Below are 18893 nucleotides of genomic sequence, written 5' to 3' on the forward strand. Positions count from 1 at the left end.
CCCGGAGGATGCAGGGAGGATGCGGGGATGCCCGAGGGCGACACCGTGTGGCGGGTGGCCCGGCGGATGGACGCCGCGCTCGCCGGCGCGCGGCTGCTGAGCAGCGACTTCCGGGTGCCACACCTGGCCACGGCCGACCTGTCCGGCCAGCGGATCATCGGGGTGGCGGCGCGCGGCAAGCACCTGCTGACCAGGTTCGACGGCGGGTTGAGCCTGCACACCCATTTTCGGATGGAGGGCTCGTGGCACCTCTACCGTCCGGGGGTGCCCTGGTCGGGCGGTCCGGCCTGGCAGATCCGGGTCGTGCTCACCACCGCGGAGCAGGTCGCGGTCGGGTACCGGCTGGCGATCGTCGAGCTGCTGGCGACGAGCCGCGAGCAGGACGCCGTCGGCCATCTCGGCCCGGACGTGCTCGGCCCGGACTGGGATCTGGACGTCGTGGTGGCGGCGCTGCGGGCAGTGCCGCAACGGCAGATCGGTGCCGCGCTGCTCGACCAGCGGATCATCGCCGGCCTGGGCAACATCTGGCGGACCGAGGCCTGCTTCGTCGCCGGGGTCTCCCCCTGGACGCCCGTGGGCGACGTACCCGATCTACCGGGGCTCGTCCGACGAGCCCAAGCGATGATCAGGACCGGCGCCCACGGCGGGCATCAGGTGACGACCGGGTCTACGCGACCCGGGGAGGAGCACTGGGTCTACGGCCGGGCCGGGCGGCCCTGCCGGCGGTGCGGAAGCCGGATACTCACAGCCGACCAGGGCCGGCTACCCGGCCGGATCGACGAGGAGAGCCGGCGCACCACCTGGTGCCCCCGGTGCCAGGCCGGACCGGCGGCTCCCGCGGGAGCCGTCGCCCGTCGCGGACGTGCGAACCGAGGCGCCGAGGCGCGCTCCGGCCGCGTCCGCCGGCCTGATGCCGGGGAAGGTGGTGCCTGATGGTGCCCGAAAGTGCCTGGTGACGGCCGGTAGAACCGGATGCTGCCTGGTGGTACCGGATAAGTGCCTGGTAGTGCGCCAGAGGTGCGTGGTGGTGCTGGAAGAGCGTGGTGGTGCTGGAAGAGCGTGGTGGTGCTGGAAGAGCATGGTGGTGCCGGAGGTGCATGGTGCACGCCGAATCCTGGCGAGACCGTCAGTTCCGCGAGAAGGAGATCAGTCGCGCCCGGCCGCGGGTGAACGCACCCTCGGCCGCCTTGAGGCTGATCTCCAGGTCCGCCGCCGCCTCCCGCGTGCTCATCCCGGCCGCCCGCGCCATGATCACCTGGCGCTCGCGACCGCGCAGCGAACCGGCCCGGGCCAGCAGCCAGCGGGCCTCCGCCCGGTCGCAGACGGCGTCGTCCGGCGCCGGTTCCCACGGCTGCAGGTACCCGCGGACGACCGCCCGCTCCGCGCGCTGACGGGCCCGGTGGTGGTCGACGCACAGGCGCAGCACCGTCGTCGTCAGGAACTGACCGACGCGGCTCGCGTCGAGGTCCCGGAAGCCTGCCGCACGGATGAACGCCTCGTGCACGCAGTCCTCCGCGTCTGCCTTGCTCGGCAGCCGACGGCGGGCGATGTGGATCAGCCGCTCCCGGTGGGGCAGCATCAGCGACCATCGCTGCTCGCTGTAGGGCCGGTCCAGCTCGGCCAGGGATGTTGCAGTTGCCGTCGCGGTTGCGGAATCAACCGGGGGGAACTCCCCGGCAGGGCATGTCACGGTTCAGTCCACCTCTGACTTGCTCGGACCGCGCCACCCCCCAGCGCGATCACGGCCGGCCCGGTGCGCGCCAGCACCGGCAGAACCGCGATGCGCCTTGGTCTTCTATGTCCGCTGAGTGCCAAGCAGCGGACTTTGGACAAGCCGGACATTACACATCCACTCCTGGGCAAGCCAGTCCCGACTTCTCCGTACACGCGGGACGGCCGCCCAACATGCACGCACCGTACGCTCCACGGACCCGGAACCGACGCTCCGTTGCCGGAGCAACACCACCAAACGGTGGCAAAATGCCAAGAAACCCAGGAGAATGGCGTTCTCTAGCCCAACGGACGGTATGCCTAATTGCCATTCGTCACGCACCGTATTCAGTGAACCGGCTGTAAACGTGGCGATCTACGACCCGAAGGTGCTACCCAGTCGAATAGACGACACGTGGTCGGAGCCTCGCAGTTCGTACCGGCCCGAGCATGGGTGCTCTCGCCGCACGCGGCGGGGCCGCGGCAAACCGGACGGCTAGACGCCCGCGAGATCCCGCAGGGCGGCCGCGTATCCCCGCAGCGTCTCGGTGTCCTCGCGCAGCCTGATCAGGCCGGGTGCCGACGACGACACGGTACCGACCGCCTCTCCGGCCGCGGCGAGCAGGTCGTCGAAGACCGCGACCGACGTCGTCATCGACGCCACCAGGGCCTCGGTGGTCCGGGCGAGTTCGGCCCGCCGCCCGGAATCGGAGACTGCCCGAGTAGCCGCCTCGCAGGCGACGACCCGGGCCGCCCCGACGCGCAGGCCGTCGACCAGATCCGCCGCTCCGGCCGCCGCCGTCTGCAGCAGCGATCGGGCCGCGCCCGGGCCGAGGGAGCGGGTCATCGCCATGAGCGCGGCCAGCCCCGCCTCCCCGCGGCGCAGTGGCTCGGCGGCCGCGGACCGGCGCAGCTCCCACGGACTCGGCGCGGGGGTGCGCGGCAACGGGAGCCCGCCGTCGGCCCGTCGCAGCAGCGCGAGCTCGCGTCCGGCGAGGGCCGCCCGGGCGAGGGCGGCCCCGCCGGCCACCAGCCAGCCCCAGGAGTCGTCGACCACGGCGGCCACAGGCGTCAGCGCGGCGACCCCGGTCCAGATCGACACGGCGGCCGCCTCCCGGCGCCGAGCCCAGCGCAGCCCGCGCCCGGCCCGGCGCTCGGCCCGCACCAGCGACCGTCGCTCGACATCGGCGCCGACCCAGGCCGGCAGGGAGGGCACGACGGCGGCTGCGGCGTCCGCGGTCGCACGCGCCACGCTGGACCGCCCGTCGAGAAACGCCTGAACGCGATCCCACGCCCGGCTCTTGGGACCGGAAGGACCGGAAGGACCGGGGGTGCCGGAGACGCGGGAGGAGCCGGGGGAAGCGGCCCGGCCGTCGCGCGTCGACCAGTCCGTCACCGTCGGCTCCCCACGTGCTTCACGCCGCCGGACCGCCCGGCGCGGCCGCGGGGCCGCCGGCACCCTGGCCGCCCGCGGCGGGCGGCGGCGCGCTCCGGCCGGCGGCATCGGGCGCCCGGTACGGCTCGCCGTCGGACTGCCCCTTCGTCAGCGACGCCCGCTGCGGGTCGCCACCGGCGCCGGCGCCGAGGGCGTTCGGTGTCCCGCTGCCCAGGGCCGCACCTGGGCCGCCCCCGCCGCCGAGATCACCGCGCAGCTCGGCCAGCCGGGACAGGGCCCGAGCATCCATGGTGGCGCGGCGGACCTCGACCATCCGCGCCTCCATCCCCTGCGAGGCGAGCTCGTGGCGGCCGAGCGCCACCGCGTAGCGGTGCTCGACCTTGTCGCGGATCTCGGCGAGCGTCGGGGTGTCGCCGGCCGGGGCCAGCGTCGACATGCCCTCCATCGCCTGGGTCATCTGCTCCTGCATGGCGGCGTGCTCGATCTGGGTCAGCAGCCTGGCCCGCTCCGCCAGGTGGCGCTGCATCCGCGCCGTGTTGTCCTCGACGGCGGTGCGGGCCTGGGCCGCCGACGCCGCCGCCTGGCGATGCAGGTTCTTCAGGTCTTCCAGCGAGGTCTCCGCGGAGACGAGCTGGCTGGCGAACGCCTGCGCGGTTTCCTCGTAGCCGGCCGCGGAGACCGGATCACCCGAGGCTCGCGCGTTGTCGGCCAGCAGCAGCGAGGAGCGGGCCGACTCGGTCAGGCCGGCGACCTCCTCGGCCTGCCGGGCCAGCCGCATCTCCAGTTGACGCTGATTTCCCACGACGAGCGCGGCCTGCTGCACGAGCGCCTCGTGTTGGCGGCGCGCCTCCTCGATGGCCTGGTCGATCTGCACCCGCGGGTCGGCCCGCTCGTCGAACTTGCGGTTCGCCGACGCGGACAGATACCGGGCAATCTTGCGGACGACATTCGCCATACCACGATCGTCGCACGACCTCGGCCCACTGGTGACCCGGCCGGCACACCAAACGCGTCGTCCTTCCGTCAGACGGGAAGGCCTGCCGGCAGACCTGAGGGCCCACGTCACACGGGCGGGCCCACGTCACACGGGCGGGCCCACGTCACACGGGCGGGCACAGCGGAGTACGACCTCGTCCCCGGCAGACCAGGCACGACCGGCAGGCCGGCACGAAGCCGCCGCGCGCCGTGGCGAAGACGACCAGTTGCTCGCCCAGGCCGTTACAGGCCTTGCAGACCTGGATCGGCAGGTGTGCCGGGGCCGCGTCATCCTCCTCGGGTTGCGAGGCGGTGCTCACCTGATCTTCTCTCCCTGCAGGCCAGGCCCGGGAGCCAGGCCCGGGTGGACGACGACGAACGCAAGCTGCACCGCGAGAACTACCCGGGGAGAGTGGCAGACCGACCCGCACGCCGCCACCGGAGTCGCCCATTCGGGCGGGTACCCCGGCGGCGGCCCTGTGGGCGGCGGCCCCGGATGCGGACCGGGCTCAGACCATCGCCTGGAACATCCAGTGCTGTTCCTCCAGCTCGCGCACGACGTCGATGATCAGATCCTGGGTGACCGGGTCGGGCTGCTCGGTGGCGTCCATTCGGGTGCGCGTCCGGGTGATGACCTCGGCGAGCACGTCGGTGATGAGCCGGACCACCTTCTCGTCGGCGAGGTAACCGACCTCGACTCCGTGCAGGTGGGTGCCGCGGGCGATCGTCGACGACTGGCCGTCCGGGTTGACCCCGATGGCCACGGCCCGCTCGGCGACGGCGTCCGCGAAGCGACGGCTCAGCTCCACGACCTCGTCGAGCTGGCGATGCACGCTGCGGAAGTTCCGGCCGATGACGTTCCAGTGCAACTGCTTCGCGAACAGGGACAGATCGATCAGATCGACCAACGCGCCCTGCAATGCCTCGCCGGTGACGGAACGGGCCTCGTCGGACAGTGGGCTACGGATCGCACTCATGCTCGTCCTCTCGGGTCGGAGCCGTTTGCGTTCCCTGGCGTGCCCCGCAAGGAGATCCGTACGCGGAACCTCCGCTACCGTCCCGCTCCGTCACCGTAGCCCGCTGTCACCCAAGCCGATTGTCACCCAAGCCCGTTCGACGAAGCCCGACCGGGGCCCGACCCGTCCGCCACCACGCGGGAGGTGCCGAGGTGCCGAGGTGCCCAGGTGCCCAGGTGCCGAGCGGTGACCTGTCCCGCACCGACCGCTGACAGTCAGCGGCGGGACGCGACACACAGAGATCAACTCGGGACGACGATCAGCTCGGAACGGAGCCTGCGGCCGTCGGGCGAACGCCGACCGACGAGGCTCAGGCAGCCCGATCCACGACCGTCGGGCGGGCCGGCACCACGACCGTGGCTCCACCGACGCCCGCACCGACCGCCAGCTCGGCGAGCTCCAGATCCTCGCTGACCTCACGCAGCAGGTCCGCGAGCCGGACTCCCAACGCCTCGCAGATGGCTGCGAGCAGCTCGGAGCTGGCCTCCTTCTGCCCACGCTCCACCTCGGAGAGGTAGCCCAGCGACACCCTGGCCGCCGAGGACACCTCCCGGAGCGTGCGGTGCTGATCTTGACGGCGGCGGCGCAACGCCTCGCCGATCATGCGTCGGAGCAGGACCATCGAGCCTCCTCCTTCGTCCGCGGGATGCGTTCACCGTATACCCACCACCGTGGCCCTCGGGCCCTCGTTGATGGGACTGTAACTGTGTAAGCACCTCGGGTCCGGCGATTACTCCCGCGATCCGCCGGTGGCGTCGTCGACGAAGGCGGCGATGTCGCTGCCCGGCAGTCCTGCCAGGGTACGCCGCGCCAGGTCCAGAGCGGTCACGGCGGCGAAGGCGCGCACCCGCTCGCGGTCACCGGGCAGGCGGAGCGAGCGGGTGATCGTCCCGTCCGGGCCGGCGAGACCCAGGTGCACCGTTCCCGCCGGCTTGCCCTCCAGCTCACCCGGACCGGCGACACCCGTGGTGGCCAGCCCGTAGTCGGCACCGAGGCGCACCCGCACCCCGGCCGCCATCGCCGCGGCGGTGTTGGCCGACACCGCCCCCTCGGCGGCGAGCAGGGCCTGATCGACCCCGAGCGCCGACGCCTTGACGTCGGTCGCATAGGACACGACGCCGCCGCGGAACACCACACTCGACCCGGGCACGTCGGTCAGCCGGCCGGCGAGCAGCCCGCCGGTGATGGACTCGGCGACGGCGAGCGTCGCCGACCGCGCGCGCAGCAGCCCCAGCACGACGCTCTCCAGCGAGTCCTCCTCGCCGCCGTAGACCCCGGCGCCGAGCGCCGCGCGCGCCGCGGCCTCCACCGGGGCGATCAACGTCTCCGCCTCGGCCCGGTCCCGCGCCCGGGCGGTGATGCGAACCCGGGTCTGGCCGCCGCTGGCCAGGAACGCGATCCGCGGGTTGCCGATCGGTGCCAACCGGTCGACCTCGGCCGCGAGCGCCTCGGCGACCGCCGACTCCCACATCCCGGCCGTGCGCAGCACCCGGTGCACGACCACCGCCGGCTGGCCTGCGCGGCGCAGGATGTCGGGCAGGACACTCGCGGTGAACATGTCGTTCATCTCGAAGGGGACGCCCGGCATGGCGTACACGACGCCCGCACCGATCTCCATCCGGATGCCCGGTGCGGTGCCCGGCCCGTTGGGCAGCGGCTGCGCACCCACGGGCAGGTCCGCCTGCCGGTAGTTCATCACCGGGACGTCGCGGACCTCGCGTCGGCCCATCGCCCGGAACCGCCGGCGCAGCTCGGCCTCCAGGAAGTCGTCGCGGCGCAGCTCGACACCGGCCGCCGCGGCGATGCCCTCGCGAGTCAGGTCGTCCTGGGTCGGCCCGAGACCTCCGGTCATCACGACGGCGTCGGCGCGCTCCAGCGCCACCCGGATCGCCGTGGCGATCACGTCGACGTCGTCGCCGACGACCGTGGAGGTCTCGATCGTCACCCCGACGTCGGCGAGCTGCCGGCCGAGCCACGCGGCGTTGCCGTTGACGATGTCGCCGTAGAGGAGCTCGTCCCCCACCGCCAGCAGTTCAGCGCGCATCCGTCAGCCCCTCGTCGTCGGTGATGCCCGTCCCGGCCGCGGGCTCGCCGGCCGCGTCGCGCGCGGTCTGGCGCCGCAGCGCGAGCGCCCGGTAGACGTAGTCGATCCCGGTGGCGACGGCGACGACCACGCCCGCGGCGAGGATCACCGCCCGGCTGGTCGCGGCGACCCCCGCCAGGGGCAGCACATAGAGCCCGATCGCCACGTTCAGCAGCAGTGTCTTCGCCTTGCCCCCGCGGCTCGCGGCGATCACCCCGAAGCGGATCACCCACAGCCGCAGCAGCGTGACCCCGACCTCGCGCAGCAGGATCACCGCCGTCACCGGCCACGGCAGCTCCCCGAGGACGGACAGCGAGATCAGCGCGGCGCCGGTCAGCGCCTTGTCGGCGATCGGGTCGACGAGGATGCCGAAGTCGGTGACAAGGTGCCAGTGGCGGGCGATGGACCCGTCGACCTGGTCGGTGATCGCGGCGACGGCGTAGGCGACGAAGGCCGCGTAGCGCCAGCCGTCGTCGTCGGGACCGGCGAACAACACCAGCACGAAGACCGGCACGAGGATCAGCCGGATGATCGTCAGCAGGTTGGCGACGTTGAGTACGGACACGCTCGGACGCGGGTCCGCCCCGTTCGCGGCGGCCAGGGGACCACCGCGATCGACGGCGCCTGGTTCGGGCGGGGCCGAGGAGAGGTCGACGGGTGGCAGCTCGCGGGTGGGCTGACCGGCCGGCGACGGCCGCCGGCCGCCGACGCCGCGCAGGGCATCGGCTCCGCCCAGGGCATCGGCTCCGCCCAGGGCATCGGCTCCGCCCGGGGCGTCGGCTCCGGACGCCGTCACGTCCCATCCGCGCGGGGCCGGCCCACCAGGACCGTCGCCCGCGCCCCGGTCGCCGACGGCGCGGCCTCGCCCCGCCCGGCCGAGGGACGGGCCCGGTCGAGCACCGCGGTGAACTCGGCGACCAGGTCGACCCCCTCGGTCGCGACGACCCGGGCCTCGATCAGGTCCCCCACCTCGACACCAGGCTGGCCGGGCTGGCCGGGCAGACCGGGCTGGCCGGTGCCGGACGGGCCCCCGGCGGGCGGGCCGGCCGCGGCACCGGCGGGGCCGGGCAGGCGGACCAGGCAGGAGCCGTCGGCATCGGGCTGCTGGTGGCCGGCACACCCGGCGGCGATCCCGTCGGTGATCTCCTCGACGAGGACCTGGACCCGGCTGCCGATCCGCTCCTGCGCCCGGGTGGCGGTGAGCTGTTCGACGAGATCGGTGATCTGCACCCGGCGCCGCTCGATCTCCTCCTCGGCGATCTTGCCTGGCAGGGAGACCGCCTCGGTGCCCTCCTCGTCCGAATAGCCGAACACGCCGACCGCGTCGAGCTCGGCGGCCTCGAGGAACTCCGCCAGGATGTCGACGTCCGCTTCGGTCTCCCCGGGAAAACCGACGATGACGTTCGACCGGGCGCCGAGGCCGGGCAGCAGGCCGCGACCGCGGTCGAGCAGGTCGAGGAAGTGCTCGGAGCCGCCGAACCGACGCATCCGGCGCAGCACCGCCGGGCTCGCGTGCTGGAACGACAGGTCGAGGTAGGGGGCGAGACCCGGCGTGGTCAGCAGCACCTCGAGCAGCGACGGGCGCAACTCCGCCGGCTGCAGGTAGACCGTCCGCACCCGCACGATGCCCGGCACGGCGGCAAGCTGCGGCAGCAGCTTCTCCAGCGCCCGCAGGTCACCGAGATCCTTGCCGTAGGAGGTCGAGTTCTCGCTGACCAGCACCAGCTCGCGCGCACCCTCGCCGGCCAGCCACTCCGCCTCGGCGAGGACGTCGTCGGCGGGACGGGACACGTGCGAGCCGCGGAACGACGGGATCGCGCAGAACGCGCACCGCCGGTCGCAGCCGCTGGAGATCTTCAGGGCGGCGACCGGCCCCGCCGTCAACCGGCGCCGGCCCGGGCTACCCGCTGCACTCCCACCCGCAACACCCCTGGCGTGCCCGGGAACGTGCACGGCGACGTTCGCCGACGCGCCCCGTTCCACCGGGGTGATCGGCAACAGGGTGCGCCGGTCCCGCGGGGTGTGGGCGGGCACCGTGGCGCCGCCGAGGACCGCGTCGAGATGCTCGCCGATGCTCGGGTAGGCGTCGAAGCCCAGCACCGCGTCGGCCTCGGGCAGGCTCGCCGCCAGCTCGTTGCCGTAGCGCTCCGCGAGGCAGCCGACGGCGACCACCGCACGCGGGCCCGCCCCGGCCGGTTCGCCGTCGCCGGCCCGCAGGTCGTCCGCGGCCAGCAGGGCGTCGATGGAGTCCTTCTTCGCCGCGTCGACGAATCCGCAGGTGTTGACCAGCACGGCGTCGGCGTCGGCGGCGTCGGCGACCAGTTCCCACCCCTGGGCGGCGAGCCGGCCGGCGAGTTCCTCCGAATCCACCTCGTTCCGGGAACAACCGAGCGTGACGAGAGCTACCCGGCGCGGGACGTGAGTGGACACCAGGTCAGGCTACCGGGGCGGTGGCACCCGGCGCCGCACCAGCCCGACATGGCCGACTCGCGCAGGGCGTCCGCCGGTCGCGATCAGTCGACGGGCGCGGCAGGCGCCGTGGCGAGCGCGGACGGCGCCGGGCCCGCGGCGAGGGGGCTGCGGCCGGCATCCCCGACCTCGCACTCGCCGGAGGCGGCCACGCTGACCCGGATCGTCACCACCTGACCATCGCCGCCGGAGGGGCCGAGGCTCCTGCCGTTGCACGACACGTCGACCGCGCCCGCATTACCCATCCTGATGCTCAGCGCCCCCGGCGCCGTGACGGTGCGGCTGTCGCCGGAGTGCAGCAGCTGCGCGAGCAGCACGTGCCGGTCGTCGTCACGCACCTCCAGCCAGCTCTGCGCGTCGCGCGCCGCCAGCACGACGTTCACCCCCGCCGGGGGGGTGGTGCTGGGTGCGGCGGCGGGTGCGTTGCTCGGCGCCGCGATCGGTGCCGGCGCGGTCGGCGGGGGTGCGGCGGCGTCGCCCTGCCGGGTGGACCCGGAGGAGCCGGACGACCCGGAACCGGGTATCAGCAGGGCGATGACGGCGATCAGGCACACCGCGGCCAACGACACGATCATCGCGGCGCCCCAACGGAACCCACCGTGCCGGCGCCGGGACCCGCCTCGCAGCGGGTCGAACTCGCCGGGCGGGACGCCGAGCACCGGCCCGGTCAACACCTCGTGGGAGGCGTCGTAGGCGTCCAGGACGGGGCCGGGGTCGAGACCGAGGCTGGTGGCGATGCTGCGCAGGTGGCCGCGGGCGTAGACCGTGCCGCCGCAGCGGGAGTAGTCGTCCCGTTCGATCTGGTCGATCAGGCTTGCCCGCACCCGAGTGCGCTCACTGACCTCGTCGATCGTCAGGTTGCGCTCGCGGCGGGCCGCGGCGAGCAGCGAGCCGGCACTGACCGGCTGCGGATCGTCCACGGATTGCATGAGCGACCTCCGCAAGCGTGAGTTTCTGCCTACCGTGGAGGCACCGGCTCAGTTTACGGTCCGTCACCCGGCCTCGACAGCGCAGACCCGGCCACCGGCACTTCCTAGCCGCTACGCAGGGTCGTGAGCAGGCCTTCCAGCTCGTCGGGCATGACCAGCACGTCGCGGGCCTTCGAGCCCTCGCTGGCCCCGACGATGCCCCGGCTCTCCATCAGGTCCATCAGCCGGCCCGCCTTGGCGAACCCGACGCGCAGCTTGCGCTGCAACATCGACGTGGAGCCGAACTGGGTACTCACCACGAGCTCGACGGCCTGCAGGAACAGCGCCAGATCGTCGCCGATCTCCTCGTCGATCTCCTTCTTCGCCTCGCCGCCCCCGTCGAACACGTCCTCCCGGAACGCCGGCGGCGCCTGTTCCTTCGTGTGGTCGACGATCGCTGCGATCTCGTCCTCGGAGACGAACGCGCCCTGGATACGGGCCGGTTTGCCCGCGCCCATCGGAAGAAACAGCGCGTCGCCCAGACCGACCAGCTTCTCGGCGCCGGCCTGGTCGAGAATCGTGCGGCTGTCGGCCAGCGACGCCGTCGCGAACGCGAGCCGGGACGGCACGTTGGCCTTGATCAGACCGGTCACCACGTCCACCGACGGCCGCTGGGTCGCGAGCACCAGGTGGATGCCGACCGCGCGGGCCATCGCGGTGATCCGGCAGATCGCGTCCTCGACGTCGCGCGGGGCGACCATCATCAGGTCGGCGAGCTCGTCGACGATGGTCAGGATGTACGGATACGGCGTGTACACCCGCTCGGAGCCGGGCGGAGCGACGATCTCACCTTTGCGGACCTTGCGGTTGAAGTCGTCGACATGGCGCACCCCGCAGGCGGCGAGATCCTCGTAGCGGTTCTCCATCTCCTTGACGACCCACTGCAGCGCGTCGGCCGCCTTCTTCGGGTTCGTGATGATCGGCGTGATCAGGTGCGGGATGCCCTGGTAGTTCGTCAGCTCGACCCGCTTGGGGTCGACGAGGACCATCCGGACCTGGTCCGGCGTCGCCCGCGCCAGCACCGAGGTGATCAGCGTGTTGATGCACGTGGACTTGCCGGCGCCGGTCGCCCCGGCGATGAGGATGTGCGGCATCTTCGCCAGGTTCGCCAGCACGTAGCCGCCCTCGATGTCCTTGCCGAGGCCGACGACCAGCGGATGGGAGTTCGCCAGCGCCTCACCGCTGCGCAGCACGTCGCCGAGCGAGACCAGTTCCCGGTCGGTGTTGGGGATCTCGACGCCGACCGCGCTCTTACCCGGGATCGGGCTGATGATCCGCACGTCCGGGCTCTTCACGGCGTACGCGATGTTCTTCGCAAGCTGCGTGATCCGCTCGACCTTCACCGCGGCACCGAGCTCGACCTCGTACCGGGTCACCGTCGGACCCCGGGTGAAACCGGTGACCCGGGCATCGACCTTGAACTGGCCGAAGACATCGGTCAACGAGGCGATCACGCCGTCGGTCGCCGCGGACCGGACCTTCGGCGGCGTACCGGAACGCAGCAGCGTCGGCGAGGGCAGCGTGTAGTCGCCGTCGGTCGGCGGGACCAGGTGCTCGATCTCGTCCGGGGCGCTCGGGGACCCCGGCCCGGGCACGCCGGTCGCCGTGTCCGCGGCGCCGCCGGTCACCTTCGCCGCCCGGGTCCGCCCGCGTCGGGCCGCGGCCGCCGCCGGCCGCGCCGCCGCAGCGGCCGCAGCGGCCGCACCGGCCGCCAGGTCCTCGTCGTCGGGCTCGCCGGCATAACCGGTGTCGGCCTCGGGGCCGGCGAGCTCCCCGAACAGGTCGAGGCCGAGGTCGCCGGCCGCGGACGCGGCGTCGGCAGCCTCGGCGTCCGCGGCGACACCCCGCCGGGAGCGACGCCGGGACCGGCCCCCGCCCTGCCCGGCAGCCTCGATGTCGAACACCTCGTGGGGCCCCGGATCGGACAGGCCCGCGCCGCCCAGGTCCGTGCCGTCCACGTCCGCGCCATCCGCTCCGGGGGGCGCGGCGCCCGCCCGGCCGCGGCGACGGCCCCGGGCCGGCCGGGTTCCACCGGCGGCGTCCTCGTCGAGCAGATCGTCGGCGAGCGCCGCATCGTCGAGCTCGTCGTCGTAGTCGGAGTCATAGCCGTCGTCGAGGCGCGCCGCGGGATCGCGCACCCCGGCGGTGAGCCGCTCCACGAGCTCGGCGAGCCGCTCGGGCACCTGCCGGATCGGCGTCGCCGTGATCACCAGCAGGCCGAAGGCCGCGATCAGCAGCAGCAACGGGACGGCGACGAACGGCGTCACAGCGCTCGCGAGCGGCAGACCGCCGAGCAGGCCGACGAGGCCGCCGGCCCCCCGGACCCGCCCGATGCCGTCGGAGAAGTCGGGCAGCCCGCGGGCGATGTGCACGACGCCGAGCAGGCCGACCCCGAGCGCGGCCCAGCCGATCACCACCCGACCGCGGCTGTCGGGGTCGCTGGGCGCACGCACGAGCCGCCAGGCGGCCCCCAGACCGAACAGGGGCAGCGCCCACGCCCCGGCGCCGACGAACAACTCCAGGACGGCGGCGACGAAGGATCCGACGGGCCCGCCCGCGGAGAACCAGACCGCGACGGCGGCCAGGATCGCCCCGCCGAAGGCCGCGAGCCCCAGCCCGTCGCGCCGGTGGGCGGGATCGATGCGCAGGTCGCGTGCGCCCCGCCCGGTTCGACGCAGCAGGGTGCCGAGCAGCGTCGCCGCCGTCATCCAGACCTGGTAGACGGTCCGGACGACGGCCCGGCCGACCATCAGGGTCAGCGGCGGGCGGCGCTGGCGGTCCTGCGCCTTCGCCCGGCCGGCGGGCGCGGACCGGGTGGATCCCCCGGGCCGCGCCGCACGGCCGCCCGCGGGCGCGCGGGCCTTACCGCCGGCGGCCGGGCGGCTCCTGCCGCCCGCGCCACCGCGCGTTGCTGTCCGACGCCCATCGCCCCCCGGCGGGGACGTGGCCGTCCCCGTCTGCACACGCGTACGCGCGCCGCTGGTACGTGTGGCCACCGTCGAAACGGTACACAGCCAGGTGGCCGAGTCCCTGCAACCCCGACGAACCGGGCGCGCCGTGCTGGGCACAACCACCCGCACGGGCAGGCGAGGACGGGCCACCCCGCCGGCTCAGACCTCCAGGACCACCGGAACGATCATCGGCCGACGGCGGTAGTGCTCGTTGACCCAGCGGCCGACCGTTCGCCGCACGAGCTGCTGCAGGGCGGAAGTGTCGTTCATCCCGCCGCGCATCGCGTCCGCCAGCCCGTCGCTGACGAGCCGGGCCACCGAGTCGAAGGTGGCGGGCGAGTCGGTGAAGCCGCGGGCGGACAGGTCGGGGCCGACCACGACCTTGCCGGCGGCGGCGTCCACCACGACGGTGATCGTGATGAACCCCTCCTCGCCGAGGATCCGGCGGTCCTTCAGGCTCGGCTCGCCGACGTCGCCGACCGCGGCGCCGTCGACGTAGACGTAGCCGCAGGGCACCGCGCCGGTGATGCGCGCCCGGCCGTCGATCAGGTCGATGACCATGCCGTCCTCGGCAAGCACCACGTGGTCCGCCGGCACGCCGGTGGCCTCGGCGAGCTTCGCGTGCGCCCGCAGGTGACGCCACTCGCCGTGCACCGGCATGACGTTGGACGGCCTGGTGGCGTTGAGGACGTAGAGCAGCTCACCCGCGGGGGCGTGGCCGGAGGTGTGCACCTTGGCGACGCCCTTGTGGACGACCTTCGCGCCGTAGCGGGTCAGGCCGTTGATGACCCGGAAGACCGCGTTCTCGTTGCCGGGGATGAGGCTGGACGCCAGCACGACGGTGTCCCCGGCCTGGATGCGGATCTGGTGGTCGCGGTTGGCCATCCGGGACAGCGCCGACAGCGGCTCGCCCTGCGACCCGGTGGAGATCAGGCAGATGTTGCGGTCGGGCAGCGAGTCCACGTCCCGGGCGTCGACGATCAGACCCGGCGGCACCCGCAGCAGGCCGAGATCACGCGCGACGCCCATGTTGCGCACCATCGAACGGCCGACGAAGCAGACCGAGCGGCCGTGCGCCTCGGCGGCGTCGAGGACCTGTTGCACGCGGTGCACGTGGCTGGCGAAGCAGGCGATGATGATCCGGCGGGTCGCGTCCCGGAACACCCCGTCGAGCACCGGGGCGATCTCCCGCTCCGAGGCGACGAACCCGGGCACCTCGGCGTTGGTCGAGTCGGACAGCAGCAGGTCCACGCCCTCGCGGCCGAGCCGGGCGAAGCCGCCGAGGTCGGTGAGCCGGCCGTCGAGCGGAAGCTGGTCCATCTTGAAGTCGCCGGTGTGCAGGACGAGGCCGGCCTCGGTGCGGATGGCGACGGCCACCGCGTCCGGGATCGAGTGGTTCACCGCGAAGAACTCGCACTCGAACGGCCCGTAGGTGTGCCGTTCCTCCTCGCGGATCTCCTGCGTGACCGCCTTGATCCGGTGCTCGGCGAGCTTCGCGTTCAGCAGCGCCAGCGTGAGGCGGGTGCCGACGATCGGGATGTCGCGGCGCTCCCGCAGCAGGTACGGCACGGCGCCGATGTGATCCTCGTGCGCGTGGGTGAGGATCAGCGCGTCGATGTCGGCCAACCGGTCCCGGATGGCGGTGAAGTCCGGCAGGATCAGGTCGATCCCGGGCTGGAAGTCCTCGGGGAACAGCACGCCGCAGTCGACGATGAGCAGTCGGCCGGAGTGCTCGAAGACGGTCATGTTGCGGCCGATCTCGCCGACTCCACCGAGCGGGATGATGCGCAGGCCGTCCGCGCGCAGCGGCGGGGGCGGGCCGTAGTCGGGGTGCGGGCGGCTCATGAGACCTCACCCGCCGCCGCGACGGCGAAGCCGGCCGACGGACCGGACGGTAGCCGGCGTGTGCCGGGCCCGCGCGGGTCACCGACGTCCAGCGTCGCCTCGGCGAGGTCGGCGCGCAGCCGCGCGACCTCGGCGGGGGTGGCGTCGACCAGCGGTGGCCGGACCGGACCAGCCGGCAGCCCGGCGAGCCGCAGCGCGGCCTTGGCCAGGATCACCCCCTGGGTTCGGAAGATTCCCTCGTACGCGGGCAGCAAGCCCTGATGCAGCGCGATCGCCCGACCCACCTCACCGGCCCCAATGGCCTCGATCATGGCACGGATCGCCGGGGTGGCCACGTGCGAGACGACGCTGACGACCCCACAGGCCCCGATGGACAGAAGCGGCAGGGTAAGCGCGTCCGTGCCGGAGTAATACGCCAGGTCCGTCCGCGCCATCACCCAGGAGGAGGCGGCCAGGTCGTCCTTGGCGTCCTTGACCGCGACGATACGCGGGTGTTCGGCCAGCCGCACCAGGGTGTCGGTCGCCACCGGCACCCCCGTCCGGCCGGGAATATCATAGATCATCACGGGCAGGCCGGTCGCGTCGGCGACGGTGGTGAAGTGCAGGACGAGTCCGGCCTGCGGCGGCTTGCTGTAGTAGGGCGCGACGACGAGCAGACCGTCGGCACCCGCGGCCTCGGCCGCCCGGGCGAGCTCCGCCGTGTGGGCGGTGTCGTTGGTCCCGACGCCGGCGACGACGCGGGCGCGCCCGGCCACGGCCTCGACGACGACCCGCACCAGGCGGGCCTTCTCCGCGTCGGTCGTGGTCGGCGACTCCCCGGTGGTGCCGTTGACGACGAGCGCCTCGTTGCCCGCATCCACCAGGCGGACCGCGAGCTGCGCCGCACCCGCCTCGTCGAGAGCGCCGTCCGCCTGGAACGGCGTGATCATCGCCGTGATCATGCGCCCGAACGGCGCCGGCGGCAACACTGACATACCGGTCACGCTAGAGCGCACCTCCGACATCATCTCTCCGGCCCGCGCGAAACCGCCGAGCCCGCGGACAACCACCCTTGCCGCACCCATCCCTGCTGCGCCCGGCGCCGTTCGGCACCCGGCGCGGACCCATCGTCCGCCCGACCCGCCACCCCGGCCAGACCGGCGCGGCCCAGGCCGGGCGTGCCCACCCAGACCAGACGGCCGCACCGCCCCGCGCCGACGGACAGGCCGCCCGCCGCCGCCGGGTCCGCATCACCCGCACGCACAGGGGCCACCACACCCGCCACCCTGCACCCGCGCCCCAACGCCTCGTCCTGCCTCCGCCGCGGCCGGCACCGACGCGCCGCGGCGGAGGAGGACCGGGCTGCACCCGGCCGAGCCGCCGCCCAAGCCGGCCGCCACGCCGGCGGTCGCGATCTCGTCCGGCCCGGCCCGGCCAGCATGGCCGACATCCCGGACGCGCTCCCGACCCCCGATCCACCCGCTACCGCCGGCAACGGCGCAGGCCCCGCCACTGACGGCGCCCGCCGCGAAACCCGACCGCGGCACCGGCCGGCACCGAACGGGCCGACGAGGCGCGGACAAGGGGGACAGACTAGTGCGTGCGAACGGACCCCCCGGGCGCCCGGCCGGGCGATCCCAGCCCCGGCATGCTCCCGCGGCTGCCCGCGCCCAGCATGTTGCGGTCGAGCCGGAACCACAGGTCCCGGCGACCCAGGCGCACCAGCGACCGCAGCCCACCGGAACGAAGCGGGCCGAGCGCCACACCCGGGCCGTAGTTCTTCGGCATCCGCCACCGTCCCGTTCGCCGCTACAGAGCCTCCAGCGTACCGCCACCGGGTCCGGCGGGGACGGTCGCGGCGGCTCCCGCGGGCCGTGCGGGTGGATCCGTCCCGGCGACCGGGCGGGCGGGGGCGGGCGGCGTCGAATCGGGTGGGGCGTGCCAGCCGGCGGCCCGCAACCCGGCGAGGACCGCCAGCGCCACCAGCAGGGCGAGCAGGGTCGTCTTCGCCGGGCCGAGGACCCAGGCGGCCAGGCTGCTGCGCTCCCGGGTGAGCAGCACCGTCGCCGCGAACGAGGAGGGCAGCGTGATCACGGCGACGGCGTCCGGGGCCAGCTCGACGGGCACGGCCGACAGGCCCACGGTGAGCAGCATCAGCACACCGATCGCGCCGGTGATGCGGGAGACGTCCGCGGAGACGCTGAGCCCCACGACCAGCCGGGACCGCGGCGGCCGGCGCGCGTCGGTGGTGTAGAAGGCGTACACCTCCCGGTTGCGCTGGACGTCCTCGATGTAGGTGCGCGGCACCGGGTCGCCGAACAGGTCGATCATCATCGGGGTGTCGAGTTCGATGCTCGTGTCGTCGGTGCCGATGCTGACGTGGTAGCTGCCCGTGCCACCCGAGTCGACGTCGACCAGCGCCGCGGGGTGCAGGAGCTGGCGCCACGGCGGCCCGGACCGGCCGAGCACCGGGCGGCCGCGGACGAGCACGGTGCGCAGCTCCTCGCTTGTCTTGATCAGAAACGGCCGGTAGGGGTCGAGGGTGACGGCGGCGAGCGCCTCCCAGCGCCGCCCGTACTCGGCCACGGTCGTCAGCACCGGTTCGGCCGCCGCCCCAACGCCGACGAGCGCGTCGATCCAGGTGGTGAACCCGGTCAGGTACCCCTCGACGGCGGCCAGATCACGCCCGTCGGGGACGTCCGGGTCCCGCCAGAGCTCCCCGACGGCGAGCAGCAGCGTCTCGGCGCTGCTGAGGGGGTCGAACGGCTCGGCGAGGGCGGCGGCCAGCACCCGTTCGGCGTCGACGACCAGGTCCTGCCACCGGCGCAGGCGGGACACCGGCACGGCGAGCTCGGCCTCGCGCTCCAGGTAGGTGCGGATCGCGTCGAGCCGCAGCGGGCGCCCCCGCCCGGGCACCAGGCGCGGGTAGTTACCGGACAGCCGGCCGGGGCGGAAGCGGGAGATGGCGTCGACCATGCGGCGGGCCGGTTCCTCCAACGGCACCCCGAGCGGATCTGCGAGCCTGGCGATCAGGTTGCCCTGGAGTGCCACCGACGTGCCGTAGGGCATCAGGTGCGCGTCCGAGCCCCCCGGACCGGTCAGGTCGAAGGCCACCAGGGCCCGCTTGGACAGCGTCGAGACCGGCAGCAGCACCAGCACCTCGGGCGGCAGCCGGCCGACGGTGTTCACCCGGCCCGCCCCCGTCACCGGGACGATCTGGTTGAGCGCGTCGTCCAGCGGACCCCAGTTGACCGAGCGGGCCAGCCGGCACCGGTTGGCGCTGAGGATCGTGAACTGGTCGACCACCCGCCGCCGCAGTCCCTGGAAGGGCGCCGGCGGAGCGAGCAGGGTCAGCGTGACCTCGTCGACGTCGGTGAGGTCGAGGACGGGGGCATGCTCGGCGTCGTCGCGCCGGCTCCACCGCCGCAGCCGACCGATGGCGCCCGGCCCGGCCGCACCGGGCGCACCGGTGGTTCCCGTCACGGATCAGGACATTACCGG

At 73.8% G+C, this 18893-nt stretch carries 16 protein-coding genes; 1 reads left to right on the forward strand and 15 read right to left on the reverse strand.

Going from position 1 to position 18893, the window contains the following annotated elements; genetic code table 11:
- Positions 1–27: 27 nt before the first annotated feature.
- Complete coding sequence (locus tag FRAAL_RS24930; RefSeq protein ID WP_011606797.1) at positions 28–933, forward strand: DNA-formamidopyrimidine glycosylase family protein; 906 nt, start codon at positions 28–30, stop codon at positions 931–933.
- Between the two features lie 193 nt (positions 934–1126).
- On the opposite strand, the gene FRAAL_RS24935 is transcribed toward FRAAL_RS24930, so the two are convergent.
- From FRAAL_RS24935 to FRAAL_RS25000, 15 genes are all read right to left on the reverse strand, one after another.
- Entirely contained in the window at positions 1127–1690 is a 564-nt protein-coding gene (locus FRAAL_RS24935; protein ID WP_011606798.1) for an RNA polymerase sigma factor, read from the reverse strand.
- A gap of 516 nt (positions 1691–2206) precedes the next feature.
- Positions 2207–2962: a phage shock envelope stress response protein PspM gene (gene pspM, locus FRAAL_RS24940; protein WP_157734151.1), complete on the reverse strand. Its 756-nt coding sequence runs from the start codon at positions 2960–2962 to the stop codon at positions 2207–2209.
- A 163-nt stretch (positions 2963–3125) separates the two neighbouring features.
- Complete coding sequence (locus tag FRAAL_RS24945) at positions 3126–4061, reverse strand: PspA/IM30 family protein (RefSeq protein ID WP_011606802.1); 936 nt, start codon at positions 4059–4061, stop codon at positions 3126–3128.
- A 145-nt stretch (positions 4062–4206) separates the two neighbouring features.
- Entirely contained in the window at positions 4207–4401 is a 195-nt protein-coding gene (locus tag FRAAL_RS33320) for a hypothetical protein (protein ID WP_011606803.1), read from the reverse strand.
- Between the two features lie 189 nt (positions 4402–4590).
- Entirely contained in the window at positions 4591–5058 is a 468-nt protein-coding gene (locus FRAAL_RS24950) for a Dps family protein (protein ID WP_011606804.1), read from the reverse strand.
- Positions 5059–5407: 349 nt separating this feature from the next.
- Complete coding sequence (locus FRAAL_RS24955; protein ID WP_009742389.1) at positions 5408–5719, reverse strand: helix-turn-helix domain-containing protein; 312 nt, start codon at positions 5717–5719, stop codon at positions 5408–5410.
- 108 nt (positions 5720–5827) lie between these two features.
- Positions 5828–7141: a competence/damage-inducible protein A gene (locus FRAAL_RS24960; RefSeq protein WP_011606806.1), complete on the reverse strand. Its 1314-nt coding sequence runs from the start codon at positions 7139–7141 to the stop codon at positions 5828–5830.
- Positions 7131–7976, reverse strand: coding sequence for a CDP-alcohol phosphatidyltransferase family protein (locus FRAAL_RS24965; protein WP_372665981.1), 846 nt, complete (start codon positions 7974–7976; stop codon positions 7131–7133). The genes FRAAL_RS24960 and FRAAL_RS24965 overlap by 11 nt, the downstream gene beginning before the upstream one ends.
- Complete coding sequence (locus tag FRAAL_RS24970) at positions 7973–9610, reverse strand: MiaB/RimO family radical SAM methylthiotransferase (protein ID WP_011606808.1); 1638 nt, start codon at positions 9608–9610, stop codon at positions 7973–7975. The genes FRAAL_RS24965 and FRAAL_RS24970 overlap by 4 nt, the downstream gene beginning before the upstream one ends.
- A gap of 83 nt (positions 9611–9693) precedes the next feature.
- Positions 9694–10578 (reverse strand): helix-turn-helix domain-containing protein, encoded by an 885-nt coding sequence (locus FRAAL_RS24975; protein WP_041939752.1) that lies wholly within the window; start codon positions 10576–10578, stop codon positions 9694–9696.
- A 104-nt stretch (positions 10579–10682) separates the two neighbouring features.
- The gene (locus FRAAL_RS24980; protein WP_231861341.1) at positions 10683–13367 is read right to left on the reverse strand and encodes an FtsK/SpoIIIE family DNA translocase; all 2685 of its coding nucleotides are present in this window, start codon (positions 13365–13367) and stop codon (positions 10683–10685) included.
- 360 nt (positions 13368–13727) lie between these two features.
- Positions 13728–15413 (reverse strand): ribonuclease J, encoded by a 1686-nt coding sequence (locus FRAAL_RS24985; protein WP_011606811.1) that lies wholly within the window; start codon positions 15411–15413, stop codon positions 13728–13730.
- The gene (dapA, locus tag FRAAL_RS24990) at positions 15410–16417 is read right to left on the reverse strand and encodes a 4-hydroxy-tetrahydrodipicolinate synthase (RefSeq protein ID WP_011606812.1); all 1008 of its coding nucleotides are present in this window, start codon (positions 16415–16417) and stop codon (positions 15410–15412) included. The genes FRAAL_RS24985 and dapA overlap by 4 nt, the downstream gene beginning before the upstream one ends.
- Before the next feature lie 568 nt (positions 16418–16985).
- Complete coding sequence (locus tag FRAAL_RS24995) at positions 16986–17180, reverse strand: hypothetical protein (protein ID WP_041939753.1); 195 nt, start codon at positions 17178–17180, stop codon at positions 16986–16988.
- Positions 17181–17201: 21 nt separating this feature from the next.
- Positions 17202–18875 carry a hypothetical protein gene (locus FRAAL_RS25000; protein ID WP_011606814.1) on the reverse strand — a complete coding sequence of 558 codons (1674 nt, stop codon included), beginning with the start codon at positions 18873–18875 and terminating at the stop codon, positions 17202–17204.
- Positions 18876–18893 lie beyond the last annotated feature (18 nt).

It is taken from the genome of Frankia alni ACN14a (assembly GCF_000058485.1).
In the GTDB taxonomy this organism is placed as follows: domain Bacteria; phylum Actinomycetota; class Actinomycetes; order Frankiales; family Frankiaceae; genus Frankia; species Frankia alni.